Origin of the sequence: Halomonas sp. SCS19 (genome assembly GCF_040147015.1) — a bacterium.
Taxonomy (GTDB): Bacteria; Pseudomonadota; Gammaproteobacteria; order Pseudomonadales; family Halomonadaceae; genus Halomonas; species Halomonas litopenaei.
Genome location: NZ_JAMSHN010000001.1, coordinates 3,778,270 through 3,798,802 on the forward strand (window position 1 = coordinate 3,778,270; position 20,533 = coordinate 3,798,802).

General features: G+C 61.1%; 22 protein-coding genes and 1 tRNA gene. 19 read left to right on the plus strand and 4 right to left on the minus strand.

Features of this window, described 5'->3' with window-relative positions; all coding sequences use genetic code 11:
• The first annotated feature begins 20 nt into the window (after window positions 1–20).
• The 4 genes from NFH97_RS16395 to NFH97_RS16410 all read left to right on the plus strand — a co-directional run bounded on the left by NFH97_RS16395 (window position 21) and on the right by NFH97_RS16410 (window position 3,152).
• On the plus strand, window positions 21–953 hold the full coding sequence (locus tag NFH97_RS16395) for a hypothetical protein (RefSeq protein ID WP_349625150.1): 933 nt from the start codon (window positions 21–23) through the stop codon (window positions 951–953).
• On the plus strand, window positions 950–1,504 hold the full coding sequence (locus NFH97_RS16400) for a hypothetical protein (RefSeq protein ID WP_349625151.1): 555 nt from the start codon (window positions 950–952) through the stop codon (window positions 1,502–1,504). The genes NFH97_RS16395 and NFH97_RS16400 overlap by 4 nt, the downstream gene beginning before the upstream one ends.
• A 95-nt stretch (window positions 1,505–1,599) precedes the next feature.
• Entirely contained in the window at window positions 1,600–2,058 is a 459-nt protein-coding gene (locus NFH97_RS16405) for a hypothetical protein (RefSeq protein ID WP_349625152.1), read from the plus strand.
• Between the two features lie 74 nt (window positions 2,059–2,132).
• Window positions 2,133–3,152 (plus strand): DUF2806 domain-containing protein, encoded by a 1,020-nt coding sequence (locus NFH97_RS16410; RefSeq protein WP_349625153.1) that lies wholly within the window; start codon window positions 2,133–2,135, stop codon window positions 3,150–3,152.
• Window positions 3,153–3,299: 147 nt separating this feature from the next.
• Here the strand turns inward: NFH97_RS16410 and NFH97_RS16415 are convergent, their stop codons facing one another.
• The 3 genes from NFH97_RS16415 to NFH97_RS16425 all read right to left on the minus strand — a co-directional run bounded on the left by NFH97_RS16415 (window position 3,300) and on the right by NFH97_RS16425 (window position 6,326).
• Window positions 3,300–3,578: a CcdB family protein gene (locus NFH97_RS16415; RefSeq protein WP_349625154.1), complete on the minus strand. Its 279-nt coding sequence runs from the start codon at window positions 3,576–3,578 to the stop codon at window positions 3,300–3,302.
• A complete protein-coding gene (locus tag NFH97_RS16420) occupies window positions 3,578–3,877 on the minus strand; it encodes a type II toxin-antitoxin system CcdA family antitoxin (protein WP_349625155.1) in 300 nt (99 codons plus the stop codon). The genes NFH97_RS16415 and NFH97_RS16420 overlap by 1 nt, the downstream gene beginning before the upstream one ends.
• Before the next feature lie 373 nt (window positions 3,878–4,250).
• Entirely contained in the window at window positions 4,251–6,326 is a 2,076-nt protein-coding gene (locus NFH97_RS16425; protein ID WP_349625156.1) for a carboxy terminal-processing peptidase, read from the minus strand.
• A gap of 173 nt (window positions 6,327–6,499) precedes the next feature.
• Between NFH97_RS16425 and NFH97_RS16430 the strand changes: the two genes are divergently transcribed.
• Window positions 6,500–7,831: a M18 family aminopeptidase gene (locus tag NFH97_RS16430; protein ID WP_349625157.1), complete on the plus strand. Its 1,332-nt coding sequence runs from the start codon at window positions 6,500–6,502 to the stop codon at window positions 7,829–7,831.
• A gap of 165 nt (window positions 7,832–7,996) precedes the next feature.
• On the opposite strand, the gene NFH97_RS16435 is transcribed toward NFH97_RS16430, so the two are convergent.
• Window positions 7,997–8,073: transfer RNA gene (locus NFH97_RS16435), tRNA-Met, on the minus strand.
• Between the two features lie 5 nt (window positions 8,074–8,078).
• Here NFH97_RS16435 and NFH97_RS16440 point away from each other — a divergent pair.
• From NFH97_RS16440 to NFH97_RS16505, 14 genes are all read left to right on the plus strand, one after another.
• Complete coding sequence (locus NFH97_RS16440) at window positions 8,079–8,261, plus strand: hypothetical protein (protein ID WP_349625158.1); 183 nt, start codon at window positions 8,079–8,081, stop codon at window positions 8,259–8,261.
• Between the two features lie 297 nt (window positions 8,262–8,558).
• Window positions 8,559–9,653, plus strand: a complete 1,095-nt coding sequence (locus NFH97_RS16445; protein WP_349625159.1) for a hydrogenase small subunit — start codon at window positions 8,559–8,561, stop codon at window positions 9,651–9,653.
• Window positions 9,653–11,467, plus strand: a complete 1,815-nt coding sequence (locus NFH97_RS16450; RefSeq protein WP_108448923.1) for a nickel-dependent hydrogenase large subunit — start codon at window positions 9,653–9,655, stop codon at window positions 11,465–11,467. Before NFH97_RS16445 ends, NFH97_RS16450 begins: the two co-directional genes overlap by 1 nt.
• Window positions 11,468–11,484: 17 nt before the next feature.
• Window positions 11,485–12,261, plus strand: a complete 777-nt coding sequence (gene cybH / locus NFH97_RS16455; RefSeq protein ID WP_349591350.1) for a Ni/Fe-hydrogenase, b-type cytochrome subunit — start codon at window positions 11,485–11,487, stop codon at window positions 12,259–12,261.
• A 465-nt stretch (window positions 12,262–12,726) separates the two neighbouring features.
• On the plus strand, window positions 12,727–12,891 hold the full coding sequence (locus NFH97_RS16460) for a hypothetical protein (protein ID WP_349625160.1): 165 nt from the start codon (window positions 12,727–12,729) through the stop codon (window positions 12,889–12,891).
• A gap of 150 nt (window positions 12,892–13,041) precedes the next feature.
• A complete protein-coding gene (locus NFH97_RS16465; protein ID WP_349625161.1) occupies window positions 13,042–13,860 on the plus strand; it encodes a HyaD/HybD family hydrogenase maturation endopeptidase in 819 nt (272 codons plus the stop codon).
• 7 nt (window positions 13,861–13,867) lie between these two features.
• Complete coding sequence (locus tag NFH97_RS16470; protein ID WP_213229664.1) at window positions 13,868–14,197, plus strand: HypC/HybG/HupF family hydrogenase formation chaperone; 330 nt, start codon at window positions 13,868–13,870, stop codon at window positions 14,195–14,197.
• Window positions 14,198–14,268: 71 nt separating this feature from the next.
• The gene (locus NFH97_RS16475) at window positions 14,269–14,679 is read left to right on the plus strand and encodes a thioredoxin domain-containing protein (protein WP_045994046.1); all 411 of its coding nucleotides are present in this window, start codon (window positions 14,269–14,271) and stop codon (window positions 14,677–14,679) included.
• On the plus strand, window positions 14,676–15,530 hold the full coding sequence (locus NFH97_RS16480) for a hydrogenase expression/formation protein (protein ID WP_213229666.1): 855 nt from the start codon (window positions 14,676–14,678) through the stop codon (window positions 15,528–15,530). Before NFH97_RS16475 ends, NFH97_RS16480 begins: the two co-directional genes overlap by 4 nt.
• Window positions 15,527–16,507: a [NiFe]-hydrogenase assembly chaperone HybE gene (locus tag NFH97_RS16485; protein WP_213229668.1), complete on the plus strand. Its 981-nt coding sequence runs from the start codon at window positions 15,527–15,529 to the stop codon at window positions 16,505–16,507. The genes NFH97_RS16480 and NFH97_RS16485 overlap by 4 nt, the downstream gene beginning before the upstream one ends.
• Window positions 16,504–17,595: a hypothetical protein gene (locus NFH97_RS16490; RefSeq protein WP_349625162.1), complete on the plus strand. Its 1,092-nt coding sequence runs from the start codon at window positions 16,504–16,506 to the stop codon at window positions 17,593–17,595. The genes NFH97_RS16485 and NFH97_RS16490 overlap by 4 nt, the downstream gene beginning before the upstream one ends.
• Complete coding sequence (hypA, locus tag NFH97_RS16495; protein ID WP_045994057.1) at window positions 17,583–17,924, plus strand: hydrogenase maturation nickel metallochaperone HypA; 342 nt, start codon at window positions 17,583–17,585, stop codon at window positions 17,922–17,924. The genes NFH97_RS16490 and hypA overlap by 13 nt, the downstream gene beginning before the upstream one ends.
• A complete protein-coding gene (hypB, locus tag NFH97_RS16500) occupies window positions 17,924–18,940 on the plus strand; it encodes a hydrogenase nickel incorporation protein HypB (RefSeq protein WP_349625163.1) in 1,017 nt (338 codons plus the stop codon). Before hypA ends, hypB begins: the two co-directional genes overlap by 1 nt.
• A gap of 8 nt (window positions 18,941–18,948) precedes the next feature.
• Entirely contained in the window at window positions 18,949–20,514 is a 1,566-nt protein-coding gene (locus NFH97_RS16505) for a sigma-54 interaction domain-containing protein (protein ID WP_349625164.1), read from the plus strand.
• The last annotated feature ends 19 nt before the right edge of the window (window positions 20,515–20,533 follow it).

The following is a 20,533-nucleotide window of genomic DNA, read 5'->3' on the forward strand; positions in this document are numbered from 1 at the left end:
GATAATTAAAGGATGTAAAAATGCATGCTGTCGCGCCTTACCTGTTTCGATGCTTCAATAAAAACTTAGAGGGAAGAATCGAAGAACGGTACAGCACGCTAGATAACCTGGGAGACAAGGATCTCTTCTATATTCTTCGTGATTTTTTAAACGCTAATACCGGAGCTTACAAAATTATTGAGGATTCTAAGCAAGTCTATCAGTTTGAGTCCTTGGATATTAACGAGGATACTCGGGAGATATTTGGATGGTTCAACGTCGGAACTTATGGCATAAAAACTGACATTATCAACGTGCAAACTGGTGATGTCGATTTCGAGAAAGCAAAGAATAATGCAGAAATAATAAAGCACTACATTCACTATTTTATTCCCAAAGGTTTCAATGAAGCGATGGCGTTCATGCATTCATACCGAGGAATTGGGGTGAAAACATTATTCTACACACTATTCTCTCAGTATTTTAAGGATCTTACAGGCCTAGTTATCCAGATGAACCCCCTCGCATATGATAATGCTGTAAATGCATGGCTTGATGCCACTGCAAAAGAAGTAAAATTGACCAAATTTGTTGGATTAAACGATATTGCCGACCAAGTGAGACTGCTTGGCCACGGTGAGCAGGAGCTAATTATTAAAACACCAAGGAGAGGCGGGATGGGAAAATTAAGGGATTATTTAAATCCCAGCAGCGAGCAGATGCAGGCTGTAGAAATTATCGGTGACTACGGTGCGCAGGTAAAAACTGTTGTTGAGATGGATGGAAAGCGGAGAACGTTCAATGTTGGAAGAAACAAAACGAGTGCGTTGTGTGAAATAGAAGTTGAAGAAGATCTAATTGGGGATGACGGAGTACCGGATTTCGTTAAAATTAACTCATGGGTAAGAGAAATTGTGGGTGAGTATGCACATACCATGTACCCGGGACTGAACATCAAGGTGCCAAATTCATGAGTTCAAAAATCAATATATGGTCAATAGTGACCGGCCATGTTAATACCTTAAATGATGCCACTTCTGGAAGGGTTAGCCTGGTTGACTATTTTACATTCTATGGAATTCCGTTGGCCATTGCTTTTCTTCTCTCGTTTCTTGGCATAAAGGTAACCAGCGACGCAAATTCGCTCCTGGTGAACTTTGGCGCAATATTTACCGCTTTGTTATTGAGCGTTTTGGTTCTCGTTTACGACCAAGGCGAAAAGCTAAGGGATGTAAGTGCGGAGTCAAAGAAGCATAATGTTGAGCTAAAAAAGAAGTTGCTAGAGCAGCTTTATTTTAATATTTGTTATGCGATTGTTGCGTCTGTTGTGCTGGTTTTTTTCTGTTTGATTTATACATTTTTACCAGGCGATACCTTAGAATTATCAATCAGCGAGCTGACCATCGGAATTGAGTTAAAATTATATTTATTTTCTCCTTTAATTATGATGGTGGTTATGAATTTACTATTGACAATTTTGATGGTGGTCAAAAGGATGCATACTCTTTTAACCATAAAAATATAACCATCGGCTGCAGAGCGACCGATTTTTCGCCGCTTCGTGGCTCCAAACCGCGCGTGAGCCAGACGTTATGAGACAAACGAAGAATAGAGGAATACATGGAAGAAATTCAGGAAGCATTAAAATCACCTTTTTGGTGGTTTTCGGTAGTTTTAGTTGGAATTGTCATTAATGTCGGTTCATCTTTTTTAAAAACGTATTTGGATACATTTCTAAGCTCTATTTCAAACTGGTGGAGAGATAAATCGAACGCACGCAAAGAAAAATATAATAAAGTATTTAATCAGTTAGAGAAAAGTGAAAATGAGAGATTCATGCTTTCCTTCATGTGCAATAGAGATATGCACCACTCTATACATCTTGCTGTCTACTCTGCATTAATTATTATAGTGTGTTTCTACCTAGATGTTGCTAATTCTACACATTATGACTCTCTACTAAATGTTGTCCTATTGGGGCTTAGTGCATTCATGTTTTTTTCATCATACTTAACTTTTATTACATCGATACGAAAACGCCAATTACTATTTTCAGTGTTGAAGAAAATTGACTCATAACAAGGAAATTAAAGCGGACATCGCCAAGAGAGAGCAACGACGCTTAATTTGGCGTTAGGCATCAAGGGGAACCTATGGACTATCCAGGCGAAAAACTTCTGACACGGCTCTGGGAGACCCTAGCGGAGAAGGGTATTGGTTCACTATTCGCTCCGTGGCAGGCGCGCCGCATGGGTCGGGCACAAATCGATACACGTAGAGACGAGCTTTTGGCTCTTGCCCAAGCAGAAAAGGACGCCGAGGACATTCGCGCCGGCAAGCTGACTTACCAAGGCGGAGAGATTCTGCCTGCTTCGATGCCGGAGGGGCGGCAGCGGTCCGACGGACGGATTGAACCTGTTCTGGATGCGCCGGCACTGCTTCATGAGGTCCAGAAAAGACAACTACACGAGGAAATCCGACGGGAGGTCAACGTTGCGAAGGCAGTTGCTGTGGCGGAAGAGGTTCTTGAAGGCGACGAACAAGAGCCGCCCGGCTCAAAGGTCAACGAGGACTGGCTATACTCCTGGCGGGACTACGCAGGGCGGGTATCTTCTGAGGAATTGCAGGATCTTTGGGGCCGAATTCTAGCTGGAGAGGTAAAGAATCCCGGAAGCTATTCACTTCGAACTCTTGAATTCTTGAAGGGGTTGTCGAAGTCCGAAGCCGAAACTATTAGCAAGGTTGCAAAGTTCGTGATCGACGGGCTCATTGTGCGTAACATGGACGAATTTCTTGAGCGCGAAGGTGTGCGTTTTTCGGATTTGCTGTTCCTTCAGGAGCTCGGAGTGCTGTCTGGCGTTGAGTCCATCGGACTGACAAAAAAATTCAGCTCTCGCGCCAAAGACAAGTATGTTCAATACCTATTTGCAAAAGACAAAGTAGTCATATTGGAGGGAGAAGACCCGAATCACGTCGTTGAGCTACCTGTATATCTTGTAACCTCAATCGGAAAGGAGATCCTCAAGCTCGCCGCATTCTCGATAGATTCGGATTACTTGGAATCTGTTGCAAAAGGATTGGTGTCTGAAAAGGTGTCTGTGAAGATTGCTGACTGGATTGAGGTTACTGCCAATTCCGGCCGATATTCGAACGAAAGGCGAGTTGATGTCTAACCAATCGTTGCAGCGGACGTTTGGCCCGTCGCCCACTTTTTCTACCGCGAAAATGGTCGTCGCCTAAAACGCCGCTGAACTCAGGCGTTAGATACCTATATCCAACACTAGAACCCGAATATTGCGAAGTCGAGTGCAGCCACCATTTCATCTCGCGTGTGCTCTAGAGTCCCGATGGGCGTTTTGAAAACGCTGGCAGGCAATGAGGCGACTTGTGGGATAGGGGCCAATTATTCTTCGCTGACGAAGGTCGCCGTTGGCGTGGGGCGGTTCAGCCTTTCTCCGTCTTGGCAAGATTTTCGTCCAAGGGACACTTACAATTCGGGTGGCTAACGCCGAGAGGATATCGCTCTGTATGTCCAGAAGGTAGGGGTACATCCTTTTCGTCGACGCGCAGGGGTTAGCGTACACGTCGAACTGGGGCATTAGAATGTCCTGTAGTCTTCGGCGAAGCACCCATGCTCAGAGATAGCATCGTTGTAAGCTTTGATAGCGTTGCTGTTTTCCCTCTGCCATTGTTCGGCTTCGCTCTCGGCGAGCTTTGCTTCCAGTGCTTTCTCTAGTGTAGCCGAGAGGTTGACATTCATATTCCTGGCCCTTTTCAGCAAGTCGCTGTTTATGCTGAGATTTGTTGCTTGTTTGGGAGCGTCCTGATCGTATAGTGTTTGCATCATCGTCGCTCTGATTTTCGATGTCATTACCAGTATGCGTAGCCGAATGCGCATTGGCAACAATGTAGACAGCTACTGCTACTGACAAACAAGGCGGGACGAAGGTGAGAATCCTACTCTGGTGTGTTGCGGTGCTGTTGCTCGTGTTGATGCTGCTGAGCGGTGCTGGGTTCTTGCACGGCTCGCTGGAGCTGTTTCCAACCGAAGCGCAGCAGCGCCAGGTGCGATGGGGTTACGGGGCGGCGTTTGTGGGCTTCGCCTTGCTGGAACTCCTGGTCGCGATGTGGCTTTGGAGGGAGAGAAGGGTGAGAAGGGCTACTCGCCGTTAGGGTGGCGATGGCTGCGTTCAGACCACGTCAATAAAAAAGCCGGGGCTCGATGCCCCGGCTTTTTCGTGTTGCTTGCGGCTAGTCGTTTCTTTCGCCGCTTAGCCTTTTACCGCGTACTGCCAGCTAGGGCCGAGTTCGGCGAAGTCGAGCAGGATTTCCGCTGACTCCTCGACTTCGGCGCGGTCGACGGGCTGTTCCTCTTCGGTCTCTTCGTCGGCCAGGTCTGCGTCGTCGTCGCTTTCGCGGGCGTCGCCCCATTCCTCGAGGGTGTCGAGGCCGAGGGCTTCGCGGCGTTCGTTTTCCAGTGCCAGCATTTCGGCGTCCTGGGCGTCGGCTTCACGCTGACGCTGCTCGCGGTTCAGGCTGACGCTGGTGTGCTGCTCGCGCAGGCGGCTCGCCAGCTCTGCCCGTTGTTCCAGGTAGTGGAAGTTGGGGTGCTCGTCGGCACGCTGCTGGTGGCGGGCGCGCAGGTCCTTCAGGTACTGGCGCGGGGTGCCGTAGCTGCGGTACTGGACGTCGCGCACGGTGTCCCAGGGCAGGGCGTTGTCCAGCGCGCTCTCGCCGATGATCTCGGGGTCGAGCAGGCTCGGGTACATGATGTCCGGCTTCACGCCGCGGTTCTGGGTGCTCTCGCCAGAGATGCGGTAGAACTTGGCGCGGGTCAGCTTGATCTGGCCGTAGCTCAGGTCGTTGAGGGTCTGCACCGTGCCCTTGCCGAAGGTGTTGGAGCCGACGATCAGGCCGCGACCGTAGTCCTGGATGGCACCGGCGAAGATCTCCGAGGCCGAGGCGGACAGGCGGTTGACCAGCACCACCAGCGGGCCGTCATACAGGGTGCCGCTGTCGGTGTCGCCGTACAGGCTGATGCGGCCACGGGCGTCACGTACCTGCACGGTGGGGCCACGGTCAATGAACAGGCCGATCATCGAGTTGGCTTCCTGCAGCGCGCCGCCGCCGTTGTTGCGCAGGTCCAGCACGATGCCCTCGACGCCTTCGGCCTTGAGCTTCTCGACCTCGGCGGCAACGTCACGGGTGGTGGAGCGGTAGTTTTCCTCGCCGGCCTGCCAGGCGTCGAAGTCGACATAGAAGGCGGGCACCTCGATCACGCCGACCTTGTGCACGCCGTCTTCGCGCTGGATCTCGATGACCTCGCTGCTGGCCGCCTGATCCTCGAGCTTGACGGTGTCACGGGTAATGTCGACCACGGTGGAGCGGGTCATGTCCACGGCTTCACCGGGCACTACCTCGAGGCGCACCTCGGAGCCCTTGGGCCCACGAATCAGTTCGACCACGTCGTCCAGGCGCATGCCGACCACGTTGACGATGTCTTCGCCTTCCTGGCCGACGCCGATGATGCGGTCGGCGGGCTTGAGCGCGCCGTCCTTCTCGGCCGGACCACCGGGTACCAGGCTCGCGACCTTGACGTACTCGCCGTCGGCCTGGAGCAGGGCACCGATGCCTTCGAGCGAGAGGCGCATCTGGATATCGAAGGACTCGCCCTGGCGCGGCGACAGGTATTCGGTGTGGGGGTCCACGGTGCCGGTGGCGGCGGCCATGATCAGCCCGAACACGTCCTCGGCGTTGGTCTGCTCGAGGCGATGCTTCTGGGTCTCGTAGCGCTCGCGCAGGGTGTCGATGACCTCGTCGTCTTCCTGGCCGCTGATCGACAGCGTCAGGGCGGCGTTGGCCAGGCGCTTGCGCCACAAGTCGTCTAGGCTCGCCTGGGAGGCGGCCCAGGCGGCATCCTCGCGGTCGAGTTCGAGGCGGCCCTCGCCGTTGAAGCTCATGTCGAGGTGGTCGATCTCGTCGAGCATCCACGTAAGGCGCGCCTCGGCACGATCGTGGTAGCGCTCGTAGAGGTCGTAGGCCCGCTCCAGGGAGCCTTCGAGCATTGCCTCGTCCATGCCGGTACGCAGATCAGCGAACTCATCCACGTCGTCCTGCACGAAGTAGGCACGCTGGCCGTCCAGCACGTCCAGATAACGCTGGAAGGCGCGGTTGGACCATTGGTCGTCCAGCCTCACGTCCGCGTAGTGGCCGTAGCGTAGTGATTCGGCCACCTCCATGGCCGCCTGACGCTGGTCGTCGCCGGGCGTGGGAGTAGCCAGCGCCGTAGGGGCCGCGATCAGCAGGGACAGCGCCAGGGCGCGACCCGCAGACTCAATCAGGCTCATCAATGAAGCACTCCAGGATTCGTGTACACTCGTCGGTCTGACACCGACTCGGTCGGCGGGTCCCTTGGACCGGATTCGCATTGTAGCAGCTTGATGTCAATCCTTGACCCTTGCCGTTGTGCGACATTTAGGGTCAATCCTTGAACCACACTATCATGCAACAGAGGACGCCCATGTCACAGGAGTGCTTGCCAAAGGATGATGCCGGATGCGCCAAAAGGCTCAGTCGGCTGCTTGAGTTTCTTCACCGTTCCCCCAGCCCTTGGCACGCCACCGCGAACATGGCTCAGCGGCTCGAGGACGCCGGCTACCGTCGCCTGTTGGAGACCGATAGCTGGGATTTGGTTCCCGGTGACCGCTTCTACGTGACCCGCAACGATTCTTCGATTATCGCCGTCAACCTGCCGAAGGGCCAGCCGGTCACCAGTCTGCGCATGGTCGGCGCCCATACCGACAGCCCCAATCTCAGGCTGAAGACCCACGCCGGCCAGACCTCGGCGGGCTGGCTGCAGCTTGGCGTGCAGGTCTACGGCGGGGCGCTGCTCGCGCCCTGGTTCGACCGTGACCTGGGCCTGGCAGGGCGTCTGCATGTCCGTCATGCCGATGGTCGCGTCGAGGGCGTGCTGCTCAACGTTGCCGAGGCCATCGCCATCATCCCGAGCCTGGCCATCCACCTGGATCGGGAAGCCAACGACGGCAAGGCGATGAATGCCCAGACCCAGATGGCGCCGGTGGTGCTGCAGGGCGGCAAGGACGACGACCTCGATCGCCTGCTGCTGGCCTGGCTGGAGCAGGAGCACGGTCTGACCGGGGTGAAGGTGCTGGACTTCGAGCTGGGCTTCTATGACCTGCAGCCGCCGTCGCTGGTGGGCGTGGGCAAGGAACTGATCGCCAGCGCCCGCCTGGACAACCTGCTGTCGTGCTTTATTGGCCTGGAAGCGATGCTCGACGCCGACGGCGAACAGGGCATGGTGCTGGTCGCCAATGACCACGAAGAGGTGGGTAGCGCCAGCGCCTGTGGCGCCCAGGGTCCGTTCCTCGCCGACGTGCTCAAGCGGGTGAATGGCCTGGTCGGCGAGGGCACCGAGGAAGGCTATATCCGCCTGATCCAGTCCTCGCGGATGATCTCTTGCGACAACGCCCACGCGCTGCACCCGAACTTCAAGGACAAGCACGACGCCCAGCACGGCCCGAGCCTCAACGCAGGCCCGGTGATCAAGACCAACGCCAACCAGCGCTACGCCACCAACAGTGCCACGGCGGCGATGTTCCGTGATCTGTGCGAGAAGGTAGAGGTGCCGGTGCAGACCTTTATTACCCGGGCGGACATGGGTTGCGGCAGCACCATCGGCCCCATCACCGCAACGGAGTTGGGTGTGCCGACGCTGGACGTGGGGGTGCCCCAGTGGGCGATGCACTCGATCCGCGAGACCGCCGGCAGCCAGGACGTGGAACACCTGACCCGCGCACTGACGGCGTTCTTCAACAGCGCCGAACTGGTGTAGGTCGAGCGCTCGCAGCGCTTGCTGAAAGACTGAAACGACGATAACAGAGCGCCTGGCGGGCAACCGCCAGGCGCTCTGTCGTTGTTGCGTCGGTGTTGAATCGTTGCATTGGAAGGCACAAACAAAAAGGCCCGTCGATCGATGATCGACGGGCCTTTCGGTATCTGGTGGCTACGCCCTGACTCGAACAGGGGACCCCATCATTATGAGTGATGTGCTCTAACCAACTGAGCTACGTAGCCTTTGGATGGCGCCGTATTCTACGGATTGCCGGCTTGTTGTCAAGCACCTGGGCTACGGCAATGGCCCCGGTGACGGCTCTTGTGACGGCTCTGGTGATGGCCCCGATGACGGCTCTGGTGACGGCTCTGGTGACGGCGACGCCAGCGCAGCGCGCTGGAAAGCCGGCTACCACCTGTGTGCCGTGTAGCGCGAGTTCTGTGCTGGCGTGACGGAGGCGGCTGGAAAGGGCGCTACCGCCATGTGGTCGTCAAGTGCGCCAAGTGTTTGAAAAGACGTACTCCCCGCAATCTGGCACGGGCCTTGCCCCGTAGTTGAGGGAAACAACAACAGGCGATCTGGATGGCTTTTCGTGCAGGCCTCGTGCAGGCCTCGTGCAGGCCTCGTGTCGGCTTCAGGCCTTGGCTGTAACGAGGCTAGGCCGCCTCCAGATCAGGGGATCACGCCGGTGGCGAGATCCAGGACCACGACAGGGGAGTCGTTGCCGATGGAGCCCATCGAAACCTTCTACGACGTGATGCGGCGACAGGGGGTCACGCGTCGCTCATTTCTGAAGTTCTGTTCACTGACGGCGGCGGCGCTGGGACTGGGGCCTGCCTACACCGCCAAAATCGCCCACGCCATGGAGACCAAGCCGCGCACGCCAGTGATCTGGGTGCACGGGCTCGAGTGCACCTGCTGTTCGGAGTCGTTCATCCGTTCGGCCCATCCGCTGGTCAAGGACGTGGTGCTGTCGATGATCTCGCTGGACTACGACGACACCCTGATGGCGGCGGCGGGGCATCAGGCCGAGGCCGCCCTGGCCGACACCATCGAGCGCTACAAGGGCAACTACATCCTGGCGGTGGAGGGCAACCCGCCGCTCAACGAGGACGGCATGTTCTGCATCGTCGGTGGGCGGCCCTTCGTCGACCAGCTGCGCGAGACCGCCGAGCACGCCAAGGCGGTGATCTCCTGGGGCTCGTGTGCGAGCCACGGCTGTGTCCAGGCCGCGCGCCCCAATCCCACCCGGGCGACCCCGGTGCACAAGGTCATCACCGACAAGCCGATCATCAAGGTGCCGGGCTGTCCGCCAATCGCCGAGGTCATGACTGGGGTCATCACCTATATGCTGACCTTCGACCGGCTGCCGGAGCTCCACCGCACCGGCCGGCCCAAGATGTTCTATTCCCAGCGCATCCACGACAAGTGCTACCGCCGGCCACACTTCGACGCCGGCCAGTTCGTCGAGTCCTTCGATGACGAGGGCGCCCGTCGCGGCTACTGCCTGTACAAGGTGGGCTGCAAGGGCCCGACCACCTACAACGCCTGTTCGACCATCCGCTGGAACGAGGGCGTGAGCTTCCCGATCCAGGCCGGCCACGGCTGTATCGGCTGCTCCGAAGACGGCTTCTGGGACAAGGGCTCCTGGTACGCCCGGCTGCAGGACGTGCACCAGTTCGGCATCGAGGCCAACGCCGATCAGATCGGCGGCGCCGTGGCCACCGGGGTGGGCGGTGCGGTGGCGGTCCACGCTGCCGTCAGCGCCTTGAAACGTGCGCAGGTCAAGCGCCAGTCGTCAGCCAACAGGGAGGAAGCCTGATGACGCAGATCAACACCCCTAACGGGTTCAATCTGGACAGAAGCGGACGGCGTATCGTCGTCGACCCGGTGACCCGCATCGAGGGGCATATGCGCTGCGAGGTCAACGTGGATGACAACAACATCATCCGCAACGCGGTGTCCACCGGCACCATGTGGCGCGGGCTCGAGGTCATCCTCAAGGGCCGTGACCCGCGCGACGCCTGGGCCTTTGTCGAGCGCATCTGCGGCGTCTGCACCGGCTGTCATGCGCTGGCCTCGGTACGCGCGGTGGAGGACGCACTCGACATCCGCATCCCGCGCAATGCCCACCTGATCCGCGAGATGATGGCCAAGGTGCTGCAGTGGCACGACCACGTGGTGCACTTCTACCACCTGCACGCGCTGGACTGGGTCAACCCGGTCAATGCGCTGAGGGCCGACCCGCGGGCGACCTCGCAACTGCAGCAGTTGACCGGCCCCAACCATCCGCTGTCGTCGCCGGGCTATTTCCGCGACGTCCAGAATCGCCTGAAGACCTTTATCGAGTCTGGGCAGCTCGGGCTTTTCAAGAACGGCTACTGGGACAACCCCGCCTATCGGCTGTCACCGGAGGCGGACCTGATGGCGACCGCTCACTATCTCGAGGCGCTGGACCTGCAGAAGGAGATCGTCAAGGTCCATACCGTGTTTGGCGGCAAGAACCCCCACCCCAACTACATGGTCGGCGGGGTGCCCTGTGCCATCAATATCGACGGCGATCTGGCGGCCGGGGCGCCGCTCAACATGGAGCGGCTAAACTTCGTGCGCGCGCGCATGGAGGAAGCCTTCGCCTTCTCCAGGAACGTCTACATCCCCGACGTCATCGCCATCGCCAGCTTCTACAAGGGCTGGTTGTACGGCGGGGGACTGTCCGCCACCAACGTGATGGACTACGGCGACTACTCCAAGGTCAACTACGACAAGTCCACCGACCAGCTCAAGGGGGGCGCCATCCTCGGCGGTAACTGGAACGAGATCCACGAGGTGGACCCCACCGACCCCGAGCAGATCCAGGAGTTTGTGGCCCATTCCTGGTACCGCTACGCCGACGAGTCCCGTGGCCTGCACCCCTGGGACGGCGAGACCGAGCACCACTACGAACTGGGCGAGGGCACCGTCGGCACCCGCACCCGGATCGAGGAGATCGACGAGGCCGCCAAGTACTCCTGGATCAAGTCACCGCGCTGGCGCGGCCACGCCATGGAGGTGGGACCGCTGTCGCGCTACATCCTCAATTACGCCCAAGGCAATGACTTCGTGATCGACCAGGTGGACTCGTCGCTGGCTGCCCTGAACCAGCTCGCCGGCACACGTCTGACGCCGAAGCAGGCGCTGCCGACCACCATCGGCCGTACCCTGGCCCGCGCCCTGGAAGCCCACTACTGCGCGTCCATGATGCTCGATGACTGGCATGAGCTGATCGCCAACATCCGCGCCGGCGACCTGGCCACCGCCAATATCGAGAAGTGGGACCCGGCGTCCTGGCCCCAGGAGGCTCGCGGCGTCGGCATGGTCGCCGCACCCCGGGGCATGAATGGCCACTGGATCCGCATCAAGGACGGCAAGATCGAGAACTACCAGTGCATCGTGCCGACCACCTGGAACGGCAGCCCGCGGGATCCGGAGGGCAACATCGGCGCCTTCGAGGCGTCACTGCTGAATACACCCATGGAGCGGCCGGACGAGCCGGTGGAGATCCTGCGCACGCTGCATTCCTTCGATCCGTGCCTGGCCTGTTCCACCCACGTGATGAGCGAAGACGGTGAAGAGCTGTCTCGCGTCACCGTCAGATAGCCGGGGGAGGGTGTCCCATGTCCCATGACTCGAAAGCGTCACCTGCTGCAACGGCCAGCCCGGAGGACCCTCAGGCTGGCAAGCTCGGCCCCGGGGAGGAACGGGTGCTGCCTTCCTCGGTCAAGCAGACCTCGGTCTACGTCTATGAGGCGCCGTTGCGGCTGTGGCACTGGACCAATGCGGCGGCCATCCTGGTACTGATCGTCACCGGCTACTTTATCGGCAAGCCGCTGCCGACGGTGTCAGGTGAGGCCAGCGATCACTTCGTGATGGGCTATATCCGCTTTGCCCACTTCACCGCGGGCTACATCCTGGCGATCGGTTTTCTGTTTCGCTTCTACTGGTCGCTGGTCGGCAATCACCACGCCAAGCAGCTGTTTCGCTTGCCGTTGCACCGTCGTGACTGGTGGCGTGAGGTGTGGTTCGAGCTTCGCTGGTATCTGTTTCTGGAGAAGCGCCCGCGCAAGTACGTGGGCCACAACCCCCTGGCACAGTTGGCGATGTTCATCTTCATCACCCTCGGCACCCTGTTCATGATCGTGACCGGAATGGCGCTCTACGCCGAAGGTGCCCTGCGCGGCAGTTGGCAGGACACGCTGTTCGGCTGGGTCATCCCGCTGGTGGGCCAGAGCCTGGACGTGCATACCCTGCATCGTCTCGGAATGTGGGTGATGATCACCTTCATCATCATCCATGTGTACGTGGCGATACGCGAAGACATCATGTCCCGCCAGAGCATCGTCTCGACCATGATCTCAGGGGAGCGCACCTTCAAGGACGACGACCCTTTGTAGTGAGTTGTCGTTGCTCGGCGTGACTTGTCATAGCTCGCAGTTGCTCGCAGTTGCTCGTTAGCCCTGCCGTTGAAGGGCGTAAGCGCTGACCGTTGGCGCCGGAGGCTTCACCGAGAATATCAGGTGAGGTCTCCGGCGCTTTTTGTTTGGGTTCAGGGAGGGGGGGGCGAGGCGCGTGCATAGGCCGGTGGGAGAGGTGTCGTGGTCGAGCATTAATCAGGTAATCACAAGTCACCTTTTGAAACGTTGTTGCCCGGTGTTTTATAAGAAAGATTCTCTTTGAATCGGCGGTTATTGGACTTTTGTAGGGTTATATACCATGTGGCTGTGCCGAAACGATGGGCATGTTTTTTATTGAAAGGTAGCGGCGTTATTCTGCGGAAATGGTCGAGGTTTTTTCAGGTTATCGTGGATATGTGCATGTAAGTGGCTGCTGTAGTGTGAAAAAACGCTTTCGTATATGCCATGGGTGGCGCAGATGGAAGCGTTTTCGGCAGTTTTTTTGGCGGCCTGTTTTTCAGCGTCTTGTTTTTCGGTGCCTTGTTTGTCGTTGTCTTGTTTTTCGGTGTCTTGTTTGTCGTTGAAAAAGGCGCTTCGTCGCTAGCCTTTGGCTTTGATGCTGCATCTTGATGTTTTTATGGCGAATGCATCCAGGAATCAGACGAAGAGCGAGCCGCTGAAAGAGGCGAAGAAAGAACAAGGAAAGAACGAAGAACGAGACGCAGGATAAAGCCAACTAAAGTAGCGCAGGCAGATATTCGGCGCAGCGAGGGAGCCGGCATGAAGACGGATGATCACGAGGCGACGCCATCGATTCTGGTGCTGGGTATCGGCAATGTGCTGTGGGCCGACGAGGGTTTCGGAGTCCGCGCGGTGGAGGCACTTCACCAGCGCTATACGTTTGCCGAGGCGGTGACCGTGATGGACGGCGGCACCCAGGGGCTCTACCTGCTGCCCTACGTGCAGTCCTGCGAGTGCCTGCTGGTCATCGATGCCATCGACTACGGCCTGGCCCCGGGCAGTGTGCATGTGGTGCGCGATGACGCGGTGCCGAGCTTCATGGGCGCCAAGAAGATGTCGCTGCACCAGACCGGCTTTCAGGAGGTGCTGGCGGCGGCGCAGCTGCTCGGCTGGCAGCCACAGCGGGTGATGCTGGTCGGTGTTCAGCCCTCGGTGCTGGACGATTATGGCGGCTCGCTGCGACCGGAGATCGCCGCCCGAATCGACGAGGTGATCCGCCTGGTGGTCGATGAGTTGGCGTCCTGGGGCGCAAGGCCTGAGCTTCGCTCTCAACACCGCCCCGGACACGGCTCTCAACAGAGCCCCGAACACGGCTCTCAACACAGCCCCGAACACGGCTCTCAACACAGCCCCGGATACAGCCGCGATCACCAGGCCCCCATCGCCGAACTGGCGCCTTCGGCTCTCGCCCTTCACCACTACGAAAACATGCGTCCTTCACCACGTGATGCCTGCCGTGTGGGTGATCCGCGCTTTCTGGCGAGGGACCTTGGCCATCCTGGCGGGGCGCACGGCGACCCGTCTCGCGAGGCGGGAAGCGAGCGGGATGGTGTTACCGAAAGCCCTGTAAAGGAGTAGCCGCGATATGTGCATTGGCATTCCCATGCGGGTGCTTGAGGCCAGCGGGACGCTCGCCATTTGTGTCAGCGACGGGGCAGAGGATCGACAAGAGGTCGATATTTCCCTGGTCGAGGCGGTGAGCCCCGGCGATTGGCTGCTGGTATTTCTGGGAGCGGCGCGCCGGGTGCTGGAGGCCGATGAGGCGCTGCGCATCAGCGATGCGTTAAGGGCCATGGCCATGGCGGCCGAGGGAGGGACGGTCGAGACGGGACTGTTTGCAGACCTGGAACAGGGTGAACCCCGCCTGCCGCCGCATCTGGAGGCGGCGCGCAAGGCGGGTGCCTCCACCGGGTGAGTACGCCACGGGCGACAACGCAAGCGGGTGATCGACAACACAAGCGAGTGAGCGACTAGGGAGTCACGCCAATGACGGGGCCATTGCACCGGCTGATCAATGAACTGGACTATCCCTGCCTCGCCGGGGAGGAACTGGCGGCCTTCGTGACGGGGCCAGGCGCCCGGGTGCTGTTTCTCAGTGGTGATCCGGCCACCAACCTCGAGACCAACGATGTGGCTGCCATTCTGCCGGAGCTGGTCAAGGCCTTCCCGGGGCGCTTCAAGCCCGCCGTAGTGGATCGCGCGGAAGAAGATGCCACCCGCGAACGCTTTCAGGTGTGGCCGGTGCCTTCACTGCTGTTTTTCCAGGACGGGCGGATGACCGGGGTGATCTCGAAGGTGCGCGACTGGGACGACTACCTGGGCGAGATCCACGCCATTCTGCAAGGGACGTCTGCCAGCGCCAATATCATCGCTCGCGACGGGAGTGTTCGAACATGACCCAGGGATTCATGCCGTCATCGCCGGGTATCGGGCCTGGTAGCCAGCCCGAGGAGGCCGTGCTCGATTACCTGCCGATGCCATCGGGAATGAGCACCTTTCAGCCGAGCTTTCCCGAGGTGGAGGACCCCGAGCGCATCCGGCCGGCGCTGGATGCCCTCAGCGCTCTGGCCGACAGGGCCGCCCAGTGGACGCCGGAGGGCGGCAACCTGATGGTCGAGCTGCCGTCGCTAGATGCCGAGAATCGCAAGGCGCTGGCCGATGCGCTCGGCGAGGGTGAGGTCGCGATCAAGGTGGGTGGCACTGGTACCGGTGCTGGCGCCGTCGAGATTCAGGAGTCGGTCTTCGCCGGTCTGTGGCGGGTGACTTCCCGTGATGTGGATCACGCCTCGGGCAGTGTGCGGGAACATATCGAGATCGGCGTGGTGCCCCTGGCGGTGGGACAATGCCGCCAGCAGCGTATCTTCTGCCCGCCGGAGGCCGGCCAGGGTGTGGTCAACGGACCCTTTATCGTCTCGGAGCTGATCGAGCGCTGCGAGGAGCGTGTTCCGGGTGGCGAGCCTTATGCCATCAACCTGTCGCTGTTGCCCCATACCCCGGAGGATCTGGCCTATCTGGACGAGGCGCTGGGTCGGGGCGAGGTCACCATCCTGTCGCGGGGCTACGGCAATTGTCGTATCGACAGCACCGCCCTCGATCACGTCTGGCGGGTGCGCTACTTCAATTCCCAGGACTCGCTGATTCTGGACGTCATCGAAGTCTCCGATGTGCCCGAGGTGGCCTGCGCGGCGGCCGAAGACATCGCCGATTCGGGGATTCGACTCAAGCAGGTAGTGGAGGCGATGGCGTGACGGCACGATTCGAAGGTTCGTTTCTCGGAGACCTGGCGCGTCTGGACGACGATGCCCGGCTCGAGTGCAAGATCTGCTGGTACTGCTATGACCCGGCCGTCGGTGACGCCGTCCGTCAGGTCGAGCCGGGGACGCCGTTCTCGGCGCTGCCCCAGGACTGGCGCTGCCCCCAGTGTGACGGTGAGCGCAACCAGTTTATGGTTCTGGATGGTCGGCAGGGCGTCGGGGGGGCGGCCGCCGCGCCCGCTGCACTCGCCACACCCGCCGGAGCTGCGACGGCCGATACGGGCGCCGTCAAGCGACTGGTCGAGACCTTTCGCGAGATCCAGACCACCGGCATGAAGGATTCCCCCTTCAACAATCTGTCGCTGCACGTCGAGGCGGTGGGGTTTATCCCCTGGGAGGGCGGGCTGCTGGGCATCCTGGTCGCGCCCTGGCTGATGAATCTGGTGGTGATCCCAGGTCCCGATGACGACGCCCAGTGCCTGCGTCCCGGCGACAAGCGGGTCTACTCCTTTGCCTCCGGCGACTACGAATTCATCTTCAATACCCGGGTGCCGGTGGGCGCCTTCCTGGCCTGTTCGCTGTTTTCCGACATGAGCGAGTTTGCAAGCCAGGCCTACGCCACTGAGGTGGCGCGCGCCGCCATGGAGGCGCTGTTCGATCCGGCCCACCGTGCCGAGACGGATCGCCACGCGGATATCGCCGCGCTGAGCGTGGCCGGGGAGGAGGGTATCGCCGGGGCAGGTGCTGACGCGGAGGCTGAAAGCACCGCGGCGCCCTCGGCCGACCTCGAACCCCTAGGCAGCGATGGCGAAGCTGGCGTAAGCCAGTGGTCTCCCCCGGCGCCTGGGTTCGAGTCACGGCGAGACTTCCTGACAGGGCGCACGTCGAGCGCCGCTGCCGGCACCAAAGCCTCCCCCAGCAGCGGAGCGTCCTTGGATACTGCGTCAGGGGACGAGGACGAGTCGTCATGATGCCGACGCTGATCATCAGTCACGGCCACGGCCACAACCCCGGGGGCGAGCCGGGGTTTCGCGTGAGTCAGCGAGGACGGATGCCGACCCAGTGGCTGATCGATCGAAATCGTCACGAGGCGATGACCATGGTGGGGTGTCTCTACAACCTGTGCGCCGCCGCCCAGAGCGCCGCGGCGGCCAAGGCCATGGACCTGCCGCTTGCCCCTGACTGCCACCGTCATATCCAGCTCGAGACCCTGCGCGAGCATGGCCTGGTCATGCTGCGGGACTGGCCGGGGGTGCTGGGCATGGCGATGGACGCCGACTCCCTGAAGGGGCTGGCGGGGCTTTCGCTGACCACGCTGGAGGTGCTGGAGGCGCGGGTGTTCGCCGGGCCGGCCGAGCGCGCACTGGAGGATATCGAGGCGTGGCTTGAGCGAGCGCCGAGTCGGCCCGCCGAGGTGCTGCGACAGGTCGCCGACTGGCCGCGGGAGTTCGGGCGAATCGCCGTGGCGGACGATCCTACCTTCGTGGGTCGCGTGGCCGGTCATACGTCGCTAGGCGGCGTCATTGCACTGGACGGTTGGAGTCTGTATGCGCGGATGCTGGCGCGGGTGGTGGAGGTGGCGCAGTTGATAGTTGCGCTGCGCGCCGGCGCTGGCAACTGCACTGCTGGGGATAGCAGCGATGCCGGCAAGCCACGCTGCGGGCGCGCCGCCGATGGCAGTGGCTGGGCCGAGGCCGCCCGGGGACGCCTGGTGCATCGGGTGGCGTGCCGGGACGACCGCGTCGTCGACTACCACATCATCACCCCGACCGACGCCATGCTCGACGGTGCTGTCGGCCCCGATGGCGAGCGGCAACGGGGTTTTCTTTCCAGCCTGCTGGAATCCGCCCACGGCCAGGGCGAGTGCTGTGGTCACAGTGAGGGCCTCAGTGATGGCGACAACCGGGCCCGGCAGCGGGTGGCGATGGCGCTGAGCTGCGCCGATCCCTGTCTGCCGGTGGTGTGGCAGGAGTCGAGTGAAGGACTGTGCCAGGCGCCTTCGCAGGCGCCATGCCGGGAGGCAGGGCCGCCCAAGGGGAGGTCATCATGCACGAATTGAGCCTGTGTCAGAGCATCGTCGAGCTGATCGAGGAGCAGGCCAGCGTCCAGGCGTTCGAGAAGGTGACCCGGGTGTGTCTCGAGATCGGGGCCTTGTCCTGCGTCGAGCCCGAGGCCCTGGCGTTCGGTTTCGATCTGTCCACCCGTGGCTCCGTCGCCGAAGGGGCGACGCTGGATATCGTCAATGTACCAGCCACGGCCTGGTGTTTCGGTTGCAATCGCACGGTGGATATTGCCCAGCGTGGCGACGATTGCCCCCTGTGTTCCAGCGCCCGTCTGCACGTGACCGGCGGAGAGGAACTTCGCGTCAAGGAACTGGAGGTTGTCTGATGTGTACCGTCTGCGGATGCGCCGAAAGCGGTGACCAGAGTCACGCCCATCATCACGAGCACGAGCATGCTCATCCCCACGAGCATGCTCGTGCTCATTCCCATGCCCACCCCCACACTCACTCCCATGCTCATCCTCATTCCCACGAGCACGAGCACGACCACGCCCACGCCCACTCTCATGAGCATGTGCACGGCCATGTTCATTCCCATGACCACGGGGACCACCCTGGCGCTGCCGAGCCGGATGCCTCGCCGCATCTGGACTGTGGCGCAGGGCCTGCCGGGGTCGAGGTGGCGGGGATGTCGCAACGCCGTCTGGTGGAGATCGAGACCAACATCCTGGCCCGCAATGACGCCATCGCCGAGGGCAATCGGCGGCGCCTCGAGGCCGACGGCGTGCTGGCGCTGAATCTGGTGTCGAGCCCGGGTTCCGGCAAGACCACGCTGCTGGTGGATACCATCCGTCGGCTTGGCGCCGAGGGGGTGGCGGTGATCGAGGGCGACCAGCAGACCGCCAATGACGCCCGGCGCATTCGCGAGACCGGGGTGCCGGCGCTGCAGGTCAATACCGGCAAGGGCTGTCATCTCGACGCCTCCATGGTGGAACGGGCGCTGCCTCAGGTAAGCCCGCCTGGGCTTGGCCTGTTGTTTATCGAGAATGTGGGCAACCTGGTGTGTCCGGCGGGCTTCGATCTGGGCGAGGACGCCAAGGTGGTGATCCTGTCGGTGACCGAAGGCGAGGACAAGCCGCTCAAGTACCCGCACATGTTCGCCGCCGCCTCGCTGATGCTGCTGAGCAAGGTCGATCTGGCGCCCCATGTCGACTTCGACATGGACGCCTGCGAAGCCTACGCCCGTCGGATCAATCCCGAACTGGAGATCCTGCGGCTGTCGGCCACCAGCGGTGAGGGCATGGACGCCTGGCTCGACTGGATCGACGCCCGCCGCGAGGCGCTCAGGCAGCGCGCCTTGAGCCGGGCGCGTCAGCACCTTGCCATGCTCGAGCAGCGCTAGGGGTCGCCATGTCCACCTTGGTCGAGGGTCCGCTGTTCGATGGACGGGGTGTTGCCTCCGAGTCGCTGCCCAGTGTGCTGGTGGTCGGTGTCGCCAGCGAGCGAATCGACTCGCTCGAGGGCGTCACGCAAGGGCGCCTGGAGTGCCTGAGGGCGACGCACTGGGAAGAGGCTCGGGCGCTGCTGGTGTCCGAGTGGGTCGGGCTGGTGATTGTCGAGCTTGCACCTGAGGGCGACGCCGCCAGGGGCACGGGGCTGTCCCCTGACGGTGGCTGGGCCAGGGAACTGGCCCATCGCTGGCCCGAGGTGCAGTGTCTGGTGATCGCCGATCATGGGCCCACCTCGGTCGGTGACTGGCCCGAGGCGTTTCACCTGCTTTGTCGCCGCAGTCCGGTTGAGGTGGTGGCGCGAACCATCAACGTCGCCCTGCGTCAGTATCAGCTCGAGCGGGAGTGTCGGCGGCTGCGCGCGGAGCGTGCCCTGTACCAGCCGACCGTTCAGGCGCGGCTGGCGGCCCACCGCCGGCGGATGCGCGAGGCGGGGGGCTTCGAGACGATCATCCGGGCGCCGGGGTCGCCGCTGGAGCCGCTGTGCGACATGGCGGCGCGCATCGCCGGCTTCGACGTGCCGGTCCTGGTGACAGGAGAGAGCGGCACCGGCAAGGAGTTGATGGCCCGGGCGATCCACGCCAGCAGCCTGCGTTCGGAGATGCCTTTCTACGCCCTGGACTGCGGCGCGGTGACCGATGAACTGCTGGAGAGCGAGCTGTTCGGCCACTGCAAGGGGGCCTTCACCGGGGCGAGTTCAAGCCGCGTCGGACTGCTGGAGCGGGCCCACGAGGGCACCCTGCTGCTGGACGAGATCGGTGATACCTCCAGCGCCTTTCAGCTGCGCCTGTTGCGTTTTCTGCAGGAGGGGGAAGTGCGCCCGGTGGGTTCCAACGAGGTGCGCCAGTTGGACGTCCGGGTCATCGCCGCGACCAACCGGGATCTGATGGCCGAGGTGGCGGCGGGGCGCTTCCGTGAGGACCTCTACCATCGCCTGACGGTCGCCCCGGTTCAGTTGCCACCGCTGCGCGAGCGCGCCTGTGATATCGCGGCCCTGGCCGAGGTGCTGCTGGCGCGGATCGCTTCCCGCCACGGGGTCAGGGTCGGCGGCTTCACCGATGCGGCGATCGCGTGTCTGTGCGCCTACGCCTGGCCCGGCAATGTTCGCGAGCTGGAAAACCAGATCACCCGCATGGTGATGCTGGCGACCGGCGAGAAGCTTGGCGTCGAACTGCTGGCGCCGCACCTGCGAACCGAAGAATGGCGTCAGGCGCCAGCCGAGCGGCGCCAGGACCTGCCTGAGCCGCCGAAAGCGAATACGGCAGCCGATCCGGTCGAGGACGACGAGGACGCCGGCACCCTGCGCGAACGGGTCGAGCGCCTGGAGGCGAGCTGCCTGGCCCGGGCGCTCGAGCGTCATGGCGGCAACAAGTCGCGTACCGCCAGTGAACTGGGGCTATCGCGCATCGGCCTGAGGGCCAAGCTGCAACGCTACGGGATCGGCGAGGCGGCCGGCGATCCCGAATAGGCCGAGATTCGAATCGGCC

Coding starts and splice junctions, on each gene's coding strand:
- NFH97_RS16420 (WP_349625155.1), bottom strand. CDS start 3,877: ATGCGCATTCGGCTACGCATACTGGTAATGACATCGAAAATCAGAGCG.
- NFH97_RS16450 (WP_108448923.1), top strand. CDS start 9,653: ATGACGCAGATCAACACCCCTAACGGGTTCAATCTGGACAGAAGCGGA.
- NFH97_RS16470 (WP_213229664.1), top strand. CDS start 13,868: ATGTGCATTGGCATTCCCATGCGGGTGCTTGAGGCCAGCGGGACGCTC.
- NFH97_RS16480 (WP_213229666.1), top strand. CDS start 14,676: ATGACCCAGGGATTCATGCCGTCATCGCCGGGTATCGGGCCTGGTAGC.
- NFH97_RS16445 (WP_349625159.1), top strand. CDS start 8,559: ATGGAGCCCATCGAAACCTTCTACGACGTGATGCGGCGACAGGGGGTC.
- NFH97_RS16415 (WP_349625154.1), bottom strand. CDS start 3,578: ATGCCCCAGTTCGACGTGTACGCTAACCCCTGCGCGTCGACGAAAAGG.
- hypA (WP_045994057.1), top strand. CDS start 17,583: ATGCACGAATTGAGCCTGTGTCAGAGCATCGTCGAGCTGATCGAGGAG.
- NFH97_RS16430 (WP_349625157.1), top strand. CDS start 6,500: ATGTCACAGGAGTGCTTGCCAAAGGATGATGCCGGATGCGCCAAAAGG.
- NFH97_RS16400 (WP_349625151.1), top strand. CDS start 950: ATGAGTTCAAAAATCAATATATGGTCAATAGTGACCGGCCATGTTAAT.
- NFH97_RS16490 (WP_349625162.1), top strand. CDS start 16,504: ATGATGCCGACGCTGATCATCAGTCACGGCCACGGCCACAACCCCGGG.
- hypB (WP_349625163.1), top strand. CDS start 17,924: ATGTGTACCGTCTGCGGATGCGCCGAAAGCGGTGACCAGAGTCACGCC.
- cybH (WP_349591350.1), top strand. CDS start 11,485: ATGTCCCATGACTCGAAAGCGTCACCTGCTGCAACGGCCAGCCCGGAG.
- NFH97_RS16505 (WP_349625164.1), top strand. CDS start 18,949: ATGTCCACCTTGGTCGAGGGTCCGCTGTTCGATGGACGGGGTGTTGCC.
- NFH97_RS16405 (WP_349625152.1), top strand. CDS start 1,600: ATGGAAGAAATTCAGGAAGCATTAAAATCACCTTTTTGGTGGTTTTCG.
- NFH97_RS16410 (WP_349625153.1), top strand. CDS start 2,133: ATGGACTATCCAGGCGAAAAACTTCTGACACGGCTCTGGGAGACCCTA.
- NFH97_RS16440 (WP_349625158.1), top strand. CDS start 8,079: ATGGCGCCGTATTCTACGGATTGCCGGCTTGTTGTCAAGCACCTGGGC.
- NFH97_RS16465 (WP_349625161.1), top strand. CDS start 13,042: ATGAAGACGGATGATCACGAGGCGACGCCATCGATTCTGGTGCTGGGT.
- NFH97_RS16475 (WP_045994046.1), top strand. CDS start 14,269: ATGACGGGGCCATTGCACCGGCTGATCAATGAACTGGACTATCCCTGC.
- NFH97_RS16460 (WP_349625160.1), top strand. CDS start 12,727: ATGGGTGGCGCAGATGGAAGCGTTTTCGGCAGTTTTTTTGGCGGCCTG.
- NFH97_RS16395 (WP_349625150.1), top strand. CDS start 21: ATGCATGCTGTCGCGCCTTACCTGTTTCGATGCTTCAATAAAAACTTA.
- NFH97_RS16425 (WP_349625156.1), bottom strand. CDS start 6,326: ATGAGCCTGATTGAGTCTGCGGGTCGCGCCCTGGCGCTGTCCCTGCTG.